The organism is Halalkalibacter oceani (genome assembly GCF_040544555.1).
GTDB classification, from domain to species: domain Bacteria; phylum Bacillota; class Bacilli; order Bacillales; family Bacillaceae_D; genus Halalkalibacter; species Halalkalibacter oceani.
This window is the reverse complement of record NZ_JBEPKD010000015.1, coordinates 55598-65312: the sequence shown is the minus strand read 5'-3', so window position 1 is coordinate 65312 and position 9715 is coordinate 55598. Positions and strand designations below refer to the sequence as shown.

17 protein-coding genes are annotated in these 9715 nt (G+C 41.6%); 14 read left to right on the top strand and 3 right to left on the bottom strand.

What is annotated here, in order from left to right; genetic code table 11:
* Positions 1-2: 2 nt before the first annotated feature.
* The 3 genes from ABMB67_RS15605 to ABMB67_RS15595 form a co-directional block, all read right to left on the bottom strand.
* Positions 3-1553 (bottom strand): recombinase family protein, encoded by a 1551-nt coding sequence (locus ABMB67_RS15605; RefSeq protein ID WP_354572645.1) that lies wholly within the window; start codon positions 1551-1553, stop codon positions 3-5.
* A gap of 132 nt (positions 1554-1685) precedes the next feature.
* On the bottom strand, positions 1686-2096 hold the full coding sequence (locus ABMB67_RS15600; RefSeq protein ID WP_354572644.1) for an ImmA/IrrE family metallo-endopeptidase: 411 nt from the start codon (positions 2094-2096) through the stop codon (positions 1686-1688).
* A 12-nt stretch (positions 2097-2108) separates the two neighbouring features.
* Positions 2109-2534: a helix-turn-helix domain-containing protein gene (locus tag ABMB67_RS15595; RefSeq protein WP_354572643.1), complete on the bottom strand. Its 426-nt coding sequence runs from the start codon at positions 2532-2534 to the stop codon at positions 2109-2111.
* 304 nt (positions 2535-2838) lie between these two features.
* Between ABMB67_RS15595 and ABMB67_RS15590 the strand changes: the two genes are divergently transcribed.
* The 14 genes from ABMB67_RS15590 to ABMB67_RS15525 all read left to right on the top strand — a co-directional run bounded on the left by ABMB67_RS15590 (position 2839) and on the right by ABMB67_RS15525 (position 9714).
* Positions 2839-3021, top strand: a complete 183-nt coding sequence (locus ABMB67_RS15590) for a helix-turn-helix domain-containing protein (RefSeq protein WP_354572642.1) — start codon at positions 2839-2841, stop codon at positions 3019-3021.
* Between the two features lie 346 nt (positions 3022-3367).
* The gene (locus ABMB67_RS15585; RefSeq protein ID WP_354572641.1) at positions 3368-3622 is read left to right on the top strand and encodes a DUF7667 family protein; all 255 of its coding nucleotides are present in this window, start codon (positions 3368-3370) and stop codon (positions 3620-3622) included.
* A 16-nt stretch (positions 3623-3638) separates the two neighbouring features.
* On the top strand, positions 3639-3860 hold the full coding sequence (locus ABMB67_RS15580; RefSeq protein WP_354572640.1) for a hypothetical protein: 222 nt from the start codon (positions 3639-3641) through the stop codon (positions 3858-3860).
* Positions 3861-3874: 14 nt separating this feature from the next.
* Positions 3875-4087 carry a BAR domain-containing protein gene (locus ABMB67_RS15575; protein ID WP_354572639.1) on the top strand — a complete coding sequence of 71 codons (213 nt, stop codon included), beginning with the start codon at positions 3875-3877 and terminating at the stop codon, positions 4085-4087.
* A gap of 297 nt (positions 4088-4384) precedes the next feature.
* Positions 4385-4630 (top strand): hypothetical protein, encoded by a 246-nt coding sequence (locus tag ABMB67_RS15570; protein WP_354572638.1) that lies wholly within the window; start codon positions 4385-4387, stop codon positions 4628-4630.
* Entirely contained in the window at positions 4599-6146 is a 1548-nt protein-coding gene (locus tag ABMB67_RS15565) for an AAA family ATPase (protein ID WP_354572637.1), read from the top strand. The genes ABMB67_RS15570 and ABMB67_RS15565 overlap by 32 nt, the downstream gene beginning before the upstream one ends.
* On the top strand, positions 6146-6346 hold the full coding sequence (locus ABMB67_RS15560; protein WP_354572636.1) for a hypothetical protein: 201 nt from the start codon (positions 6146-6148) through the stop codon (positions 6344-6346). Before ABMB67_RS15565 ends, ABMB67_RS15560 begins: the two co-directional genes overlap by 1 nt.
* Positions 6343-6471 (top strand): hypothetical protein, encoded by a 129-nt coding sequence (locus tag ABMB67_RS15555; protein WP_354572635.1) that lies wholly within the window; start codon positions 6343-6345, stop codon positions 6469-6471. The genes ABMB67_RS15560 and ABMB67_RS15555 overlap by 4 nt, the downstream gene beginning before the upstream one ends.
* Positions 6468-6734, top strand: coding sequence for a hypothetical protein (locus ABMB67_RS15550; protein ID WP_354572634.1), 267 nt, complete (start codon positions 6468-6470; stop codon positions 6732-6734). The genes ABMB67_RS15555 and ABMB67_RS15550 overlap by 4 nt, the downstream gene beginning before the upstream one ends.
* A complete protein-coding gene (locus ABMB67_RS15545; protein WP_354572633.1) occupies positions 6731-6883 on the top strand; it encodes a DUF6906 family protein in 153 nt (50 codons plus the stop codon). The genes ABMB67_RS15550 and ABMB67_RS15545 overlap by 4 nt, the downstream gene beginning before the upstream one ends.
* Before the next feature lie 12 nt (positions 6884-6895).
* Positions 6896-7813: a RecT family recombinase gene (locus ABMB67_RS15540; RefSeq protein ID WP_354572632.1), complete on the top strand. Its 918-nt coding sequence runs from the start codon at positions 6896-6898 to the stop codon at positions 7811-7813.
* 14 nt (positions 7814-7827) lie between these two features.
* The gene (locus ABMB67_RS15535) at positions 7828-8364 is read left to right on the top strand and encodes an HNH endonuclease (RefSeq protein WP_354572631.1); all 537 of its coding nucleotides are present in this window, start codon (positions 7828-7830) and stop codon (positions 8362-8364) included.
* The gene (locus ABMB67_RS15530) at positions 8354-9106 is read left to right on the top strand and encodes an MBL fold metallo-hydrolase (RefSeq protein ID WP_354572630.1); all 753 of its coding nucleotides are present in this window, start codon (positions 8354-8356) and stop codon (positions 9104-9106) included. Before ABMB67_RS15535 ends, ABMB67_RS15530 begins: the two co-directional genes overlap by 11 nt.
* Complete coding sequence (locus ABMB67_RS15525; protein WP_354572629.1) at positions 9103-9714, top strand: hypothetical protein; 612 nt, start codon at positions 9103-9105, stop codon at positions 9712-9714. Before ABMB67_RS15530 ends, ABMB67_RS15525 begins: the two co-directional genes overlap by 4 nt.
* Position 9715: the final 1 nt, after the last annotated feature.

Here is a 9715-nt window from a genome sequence, read left to right as displayed (position 1 = left end):
TATTAATAAGGGTAAATAACGTTCCCTTCGCGCTTGTCTCTGCGTATCCATGCGTTGACTGTACGAGCATTGTCAACGACAGGAACCTTAATGTCAACAGGTATGCCGTTATATATCTCTGTAGTTAGGACTAATTCTTTTTCTGTAAGGATCGCCTTTGTGAACAATTTGCTGGCGATTATTGCTTGCTCATGCCTTGTTAAATCCGATTCAAACTCTTTGGCGATTTCGATGTAGTCATAGAGCGATTCATAATTCCAATCGTTTTTATTAATTGCGACGATCTTCCTTTCAGTCTTCTCAACAATATCACTTAATGCTTTAATTCTTCCTGACAGTTCTGCTTCTTTTTTTAAATAGCTATCCTTCTCAATTTTCGCATCTAAGTAAAGGTCTAGCAATCTGTCCTTTGACTGGTTTAATTTGTTTAAGGATGCTTTGGTATGGTCTACTTCCTTTTTTAGTTTTTCCAATTCTTCATCTTTTGTTTCAAAGTCAATGTATTTTCTTGAGAGTTCTTCGCTCAATAGTATCTCTTTTAACGCTTTAATTAAATTGTATTCATAGCGCTTTGCATTCACTAAAATGTCACAACGTTCTCCTGATGCAGTGTCCTTGCGGCCATGTTGGGCATAAAAGCGCGGCTTCTCTTTTTTTGAAGTTTGTTGCACTTGAATTGTACGTCCACAATAACCACATGTGATTGGCACGAATTTTAATAGATTTATATTGTCTGTTGATGTTCTTGTACTTACGCTAAAACCCTCAGCTCGTGCAGTCCTGATCTCTTGAATAATGTTGTATGTCTCCTCTGTACGCATTGGCTCAAATACTTTAGCAGTCACAGTTTCGCCATTAGAAAAGGCTCTTTCCTGATACCCATGAAAAGCTTTTGAAGTTAGCCGAGTGTGAACAAGGTGCTCGTTCCATTTCCCCCCAATGGGAGTAGAGGAAACTTCGTTAAGTTTATCTGATATTTTTTTCATCCCCATTTTTTTGTTGATATAAAGGTCATCAATAAAAGGTACCGTCCATTCCCATCCCTTTTTCACATAATAAAAACCATCTCTATATTCATATTCAAATGGCCCGGCTCCCCAACCTTTTCCTTCTCTTAATCGCTGACGCTTTCCGTACATCATACGTTTAACGACCTTTCTCTTTTCACGTTGTGCTAAAAGATTTTTTAAGTCTGACATAAATTCATCGTCTTCGTTGGATAGATTGGTAAGTGTTCCATTAGGCTCAGCTATCTTCACGTTCTTCTCGCGAAGTACGCTTTTTAAGTATTCCCAAGACATTGTATCAAGGCGTGATAGTCTGTCCTGGTCCATGCATAATACGGCACCGATCCTGCCGCTTTCAACCAAATCTAGCAGTGCATTCAATCCTTTCTTGTCTAACTTCCCACCGGTTTCAACATCTATAAACTCATCCACAATTTCCCACCCTTGTTTCACTGCATAGTTTGTTAATTCTGTTTGTTGAGCAGAGAGGCTAAAACGGTCTTGTTGTAGTTTAGTGGATACTCTATAGTAGTTTGCAACTCTCATATATTTACACCTCCATACTTCATCATTTAAACTTGCGCCAATCAACCGCTTGCGATTGTAAAAAAATAGATATCATTATATTTTCTTTATCAACTCCTTTATAGGAATGTATGTTTGGTTCATGCGTGAAAATTATCTATTCAGACTTTTTAAAAGGGCCAGTTGATAAGGAATCCCATACGATTTAGCATCTTGAAAAGTGACGATTTTTTTATTCGTAAAAATCAACTCAATTGCAAAAGTATGGGCTTCGATTTCAATTCTTTCTGTAGAAAAAAGAGTATGCTTGTCCAAAAAGGGAGTATTAGAATCCGGGTGTAAGATAGCGTGACCTAATTCATGCCCACACGCAAACTCCTGTTGATGTTCCGCCGCTGATTCATTGATGTGGATGACTTGAGTTCTATGGCTTTTACTGTAATAACCTAAGATGCTTCCCAGTGGCTCGAACAGTACAATTATTCCTTTAGCAGCTGCAATTTTAAAAGGGCAGCTTGTACCGTGCTTTTTTACAATGTAATCAACCTCTTTTTTAATATCCACATCGAAACACTCCTACTTTCTGTATTTTTTAGGGGTGAATTTTTGTTTAGCAATTCTTTTGGTGAGTCGCAGGGTATTTTCCCAAGAAGCTATCAACAACTCTCTATCCTCCTCATTTAGATCGTCTAATATGTTTCCATCAAAGGCAGCAAAAGCACTATCGACATCTTCACCATTAATGATTTTCTTGAGTTGCTTTTCGATGTCGCTCTCATCTTTTTCTGTTAGATCGTAGTACCTCTTTTTGTCAGTGCGACCGAGAAGGTAATCAACAGATACATCAAAATAATCAGCTACTTTATTCAAAGTTTCACTTTTGGGGGAAACTTTATCCCACCGCCTGATTTGTCCATTGGAAATACCTATTTTCCTTTCTACTTCGGCAAAGGTTACTTTTCTTTCGTCACAGAGTGTTTTTATTTTGCTCACTAAGCCCACTTGTATCAACCTTTCGAGAGCTTACAAAAAAATAAAATAACTTTTTAGTCATTATTAAGTTGACAAATGACTTTTTAGTCATTATACTCTAGGTAAGCTATTTGATTAGCGAAAAAAGACAATAAAAAATATGACCTATCCACTACATTTTTAACGCTGGGGAGCTAAAAAAATGTGATATTACAGGCTTTTCAAAGTCTTATTTTGCTATGCGTTTATGATAGCAAAAAAGTCATTTTAGGTCAACAACTTTCGCTAATTAAATAGCTTTTAAACTAATTACCGTGAAAGGGAGGGGTAGATTATGCCGGAAGATTTAAGTATTAAAGTCCGTTCCGAACTTTATAAAAGAAAGATGAAGCACAAAGAATTAGCTGAAATCTTAGGAGTTTCCGGGCCATATTTAAGTGACATTCTAAATGGAAAAAGAACCGGGCCGAAGGCTCAGGAGCATGTGAAGCATATCCGGAAAATTTTAGGGGTTTAAGGTTTCCAATTAACGAAAGGTTTGGTGATCTAATATGACGACAAAAGAACTTCCGATCCACGCTGACATCATAGTCAAACGCGGGGAAATCCCTAAATTAATTTGTCGCTTGTCCTACAAGGATCAAGAAAAAGCAATCGAATATTTACGCATTTGGGGAGAAAAAAGAATGCCTATCACCATAATCCACGAGAAGTTGTCGAGTGAGCTTAGGAAGGAGGCGTAATCATGAAACTCACCGACGAAGAAAAACTAGCCCTTGTCGTCACAACGCCCATCGCCGTTTTAACGATAGCTTGGGCTTTGATCTCAGAGCTAATCAAATATTAAAAGGAGGCTTCATCTTATGTATTTGCAAGTGCATCCTGTACACCGTCGCCTGGCTGAGCTGACACTCAAGGCTCATCGCATAGGAGGTTATAACAATCTAAGTCAAGAGGAACGCACTGAGATTGAACATTGCTTGCAGGTTAACTTATCAATGATTGAGCGGTTGGATCAACTTAAACAGCTATCATTTCAAGCTCATTTGACGAATGACTTGGAATGGGAAGAAGAGTTGAGCGGTCAGATAGATGAGTTAGCGAAATCATGGAAGTAAAAGGAGGTGAAACAAAGTGAAAGCGGGCGAAATGCTCGGCTACACCAAGCGGTTAAAAGAGATAACGTCCAGCAAGCTATCACATCAGCGAGACGTAAGGCTGGCCAATCTCATGACGGACCTTGAAGCAGCATATCAGATTCCGCTGGTTGGCAAGGAGCGCATTGAGCGTTTTAAGGCGGAGCAGCCATTTGCATGGCGGCTTTATCACGCCGTTTCAGATGCAAGAACACTTTAAGGAGGCGAAGCAATTTGAAAGGTTACGACAAATTAGGGGATTTTGGTCAGCAGGTGTTTGACCGGACACACAAGCGCCATCTAGCAGCAATGGGGACCGCAGAAAAACCGAAGTACCACCGCGACCGCATCAAGTCAGTCAGAGCTAACAACAAAGAGCGCTGCATTGAGGTCAAGTTTAATAACGGTGAACTGTTTAAATACTACGCCGATGGTACGTGGGGGTGAAATGAGAATGAAGGCAACAGAAGCAAGAAAACTCTCTATAGAAAACAGAAGAAAGTTAGCGAGTACTCAAGCAAAAGAAGTGATTGCTAAAATCCATCGCGACATAGGGGAATAAGCTCGGAAAGGATTGGAAAACGCTCAGCTGACAGTGCAATTAAATAATTCTCAATTAACCTACAACGATGTAAAGCGCATTTCCGCGGAGTTTGAGGATTTAGGTTATCGCATCGAGACTCATGAGTATGCCGGTACAGACATTCTGACCTTTTGGGTGTTTTGGTAAAGGAGGTGAAAATCATGTCAAGAGTGATCAAATCAGTCGAGGTTATCAATCAAAGCGAAGAGGGTCCAGACCACTATTGCATAGGTGGATCAGTAGAATTTAATGGTCCTGAAATTGCTGACATTGTGGAGGATAACGGTACATTCTTTATCTTTGATAAAGAGGACAAGCTCTTAGCGGAAATTCGGAATTGCCCTGTAGTGGTGACATACGAAGAGGAGGAAAATCATGCAAATCACATTCAAAGAACTAACCCTTAAAAACCACAAAAGTCACCGTGATCTCACTGTTAACTTTGGCGAGGTAACTAAGATCAGCGGTGACAATGCAAAAGGCAAAAGCTCGATCATCGAGTCAATTACATGGTTGCTTTACGGCAATGATACCACAGGTAGCAAGCTAGATCCAACCCCAACTAATTACGAGGCGGATGCAACAATGGTTTCACTCTTGCTATCCATTGATGACAAAGACGTTTTGCTTGGCCGAGAGCTTAAAGACGGCAAAACAAAATATTACGTCAATGAGGTTCCAAGCAAGGCAACTGACTTTAATGCAATTGTCGATTCGTTTGGGGACAAGCCCTTTTTTCTTAGCTTATTCAATCCCAAACACTTTTATACTATGCATTGGGAAAAACAGCGTGCAATGCTCTTACAGTACGTCTCAGCACCTACCAGCAAGCAGGTCTTTAACGAGATGTCCCGCGTCAGCAAAGACCAAAAGGTCAAGGACATTGAGCTAAACCCGCAGGCTGCCAAGCTGTCTGAGCTTGTTAAAAAGCAATCGCTTGATGATCTGCAAAAGATACATCGTGAGAGCAAAACAAAGCTGGAAAAGGCTCATATCGCAGCAGAGAGTCGTGCTAAAACGCTCAAGGAGCAGCTTGATAGCCAGGAGGTCCAGGGCACTGCCGAGGCAGAAGAAAAGCTGGAGGAGCTAAAACAACAGCTCTCTCAAGTAGACGACGAAAGTTATGCGCTTGCTGAAAAGAACAAGGCGCATGAAAACAAAAAGAATGAAATCAATAACCTGCTGAATGAAAAACAACGGCTGCATGACCGTTATATGAAGCTCTATGAGGAAAGAATCCAAGAGGATTGCCCGACATGCCGGCGTCCACTTGATGAAGTATCAGTTGCAACAGTCAAAGAAAACCGCAACAAAGAGCTTGCCGAAATGCGAGTTGAATATGAAGAGCTTAAAGCCAATATCGCACAGCTCCAAGAAGAACTGCTGACACTTCCTTATGTAGATCGGGAAGCACATCACGAAAAAGCGCGGCAGCTCTCCAATCAAATCAGCGAGCTTAATGCTCAGATTAGACAAAGCCAGCAGCGCAATAAATTGCAAGAGCAACTGGAGCAGGCGCAGCAGCAGGAACAGGCAACGCTCAAAAGCCTAAACGAGTCCATCTTTATTCTTGATGCCATTAAAGCTTATAAGGCTAAAGAGGCGGAGCTACAGGGCGAAAAAGTACAAAAGCTATTTACAACCTTATCAGTCCGACTCTTCGAGGAACAAAAAAATGGAGAGATCAAACCTACCTTCGTCATTCAGATGGACGGTAAAGATTACAGCATGCTCTCACTCTCGGAGTCTATCAAAGCTGGCTTGGAGTTAAGAGAGGTCTTAAGCCAGCAAAGCGGCGTCATAGCTCCTTGTTTTGTGGACAACTCCGAGTCGATCACTAACTTTAAAGGGCCATCAGGGCAACTAATTATAGCCCAGGTAGTAGCGGGTCAAGAGTTAAAGATCGGCGGTGATTCCGAGTAATGGTAACAGTCGTGCAAACATGCAGGATGTGCAAAAAAGAACATTCAGTGCAAATGAAAAAAGTCGATTATGACCGAGTTAATAATGGCGAACACATTCAAAATGCTGCTCCTTATCTAACTGCCGATGAACGCGAATTATTAATAAGCGGAATTTGCGGAAAGTGTTTTGATGAATTGTTTGCTGGTGATGAAGAATGATCGAAAAACTACAATCGCAACTCGCAGATCTGGACAAGCTCTTTGATCAGCTGGCGGAGAGCCGGCAGCGGGCGCAGCAGGAAGTCATTTTATTAGCAGCAGCCGAAAAGGAGGACAAAAAGTGAGTGATTTTATAACATTTACTCTTATTGGATCATTGAACAAGCAGGCAATTAGAAAAGATTCGATCATCGAATTTCACGAAGAAAAAGTCAAAATCGATGGCGTTTCCACCCCTTGTGTGAAAGTGATTTATCAAGCGAACCTAAGTGAAAAATCAGTGAATCGGGATTGGGTTAGAGTTACTGAAAAATATGAAGATATTCTTGCTCTATTTGAAAATGATCAACCATGCTCCATTCAAGGCTTTAAGGGTGATGGCTCATGAAAAACGGCAAACGACCAACAAAAGCACAAAAAATCATCATCCGCGAAGCCGGCTTAATGATCGACGACTGGCTTGTAAGCAAGTCGCTTCCTGATCGGCTGGTACTCGTACAAAGATATACCGACAAGGTCAAAGTCATTTACTTATAGGAGGAATGGATAATGTCCAACAATACATTAGCAAAGACAAACTCAGCTGCCGTAATTGGCAACTTCACTCAATCAGAGCTTGATACTCTCAAGCAAACAATCGCAAGAGGGACAACAAATGAGCAGTTTTCACTATTTGTTCAGACATGCGTAAACAGCGGTCTCAACCCATTTTTAAATCACGTCCATTGCATCGTATACAACGGCAAAAGCGGCCCAACGATGAGCATTCAGATTGCCGTCGAGGGTATCACTTACCTGGCTCGTAAAACCGAGGGATATAAGGGCATTGAAGCCCAACTTGTGCATGAAAATGATGAATTTAGAATGGGCCGCGATCCCGAAACAGGGAAGACCGTCATCAAAGAACATGATTGGGGTCCGAGTAGAGGGGCGGTGTTAGGCGGGTACGCCATCGCTAAGCGAGAGGGTTTCGATGACGTAATTGTCTATATGGAAGTCGATGAAATCGAACACATGAAGAAAGGCCGCAATGCCGACATGTGGAAAACGTGGTTTAACGACATGTTTAAAAAGCACATCATCAAACGGGCTGCCAAGCTACAGTATGGAGTTGAAATTGCAGAGGACGAGCCTGTTACAAGTCCAGGAATTGATAACGTTACGGGCTACGAACCCCGCGAACGCAAAGACATCACACCGCAACAAGAATCTATTAATCAATCAGAACAGCCGGAGCATCAAGAAGAACAGCAACCTGATCCAATCCAAGCCGCAAAGGATGAAATGCAAGTTAAATTCGCGCAGCTTGGCATCGAAGGCAAAGAAGCGAAGGGGGAGTACATCAAGAAACACTTGCCAAACGCTAGTAACCCGCCAACCCTACAAGAGCTAAAAGGACTGATTGAAATTATGGACATGCATATTGATTTAAACCAAGCTCAGTCTGACGATGAGCTGCCGGTGTGAGGGGGACGAACTCGATGAGAAATAATTATGAAGTACGTGGAGATGTTACTGCTATCTTCCTTAACCACAAAGGTCAAATATATGAAACATTAATTGACACAGCCGATTTAGAAAAGGTCAAGTCCATGACTAATACTTGGTTTCTTAATGACAATGGTTATGTAAGAGCTAATTTCCCTGCTGATCGAGTAAATAGAGGGAGTTTGAGACTTCACCGTTTTATATTAAATGCACCTAAGGATAAAGACGTTGACCATATAAACGGTGATAAATTAGATAATCGAAAATCGAACTTAAGGCTAGTAACCAGAGGGGAGAATAACCAGAATCAGAAACTTATTCGAAAAAACACCAAAAGTCGAATGCGCGGGGTTTCTTGGTTCGAAAGAGACAGGAAATGGAGAGCTTACGTCAGTTTCAAAGGAAAGCAAAAACACCTAGGTTATTTCGACACCATAGAAGAAGCGGCTCTTGCTGCTTCGAGAGCTAGACGTAAATACCTACCATTTTCGAATGAAAATTTGAAAGCTGGTGAGAGGTTTGGAAGTTAATATTCTAGCAACAGGCTCATATGGAAATTGCATAACGCTTAAAAGTGGTGATTCCTGCATCTTAATTGATGCGGGTATCGCCAAAACAAAAATAGAGAAGAGACTTTTTGATGTAGGTATACGTCCAGATGAAATCGAGACTATTCTGATTACTCATGCTCATGGAGATCATATAAAAGGAGTATCTTTAGCCAACAAGTACCGCATACCTGTTTATGCCGGGGCTGGCGAATGGAAGACGATTCCGGGCGTAGACGAGGGGCTGAGGCGGACCATTAAAGCAGGGGAAACAGCAGGTATCGGCTTTACTTTTGGAGTTACTGCCTTTGACACCCATCATGATGCCATGCAGCCGCTTGGCTATGTGATCGAGGACATTATTAATGACACCAAATGCGCCGTTTGTCTGGATACAGGGCGTGTTGATGACTACATGTTGCATGCCATGCAGGGGTGTGACATCTACATCATCGAGGCTAACCATGAACCAAAGATGGTTGAAACATCTGACTATCCTCTCAGCGTCCAGACGCGCATCCTCAGCGACATCGGACACCTAAGCAATCAACAGACAGCGGACGCCCTTAACAGACTCATACAGGGGCGTGGAGAGCAGATATATCTAACACATTTGAGCCATAAAAACAATTTACCTACGCTCGCGCAACTGACCGTAGAGAACGTTTTACGCAAGCAAGGATTCAAAGTAGAAAAACACTACCAATTGGAGGTTATCTCATGAAAATAAAGTTAACGGAACGAGGGCTTAGCATCTTCAAAAACGTTAATCGAGGAATGGAACTGGAAGCTCAGGAACTGTATGCAGAACGTGGATTCCTCGGTTGTATTGTTACGGACGAACCTATTGTTGGAGCCGTGCTAAATACGAGTCACTATGTTGTTGTCTCCGATGAAGTGACTTACACAGAAACAGAAGTTGCTGCAATCAAAGAAGGTTATGAAAGACAACTCGATAAAGCCAGAAGAGCGGTCGATGAAGGCAGGCAGCACCTTGAGAAGGTGATTGAGAAAGCCGAAGCGATAGAAGCTGAAAATAAGTCATTGATTAGAGCAGTAGCGAACGATCTCACCCATGATGTAATGCCATTACCGCCTAATGTAGTTGATGCAATCGACGATCTAAAGATGAACTACAACTACACCAATTACGGCATTATTGTAGGAATCCATAAAGAGCATCAAATGGATTCCTTCAAAACTCTAAGAGATTTCGTTTTTAATTTTAAGGAAAGCGAGTTTAGCGGGGATTTATTAATCAAAGCACTTGTGAACGGATATGTAAAAGAGCCAACCGCCATAAAAAGCGAAGAAAACAAACAACAAACATGAA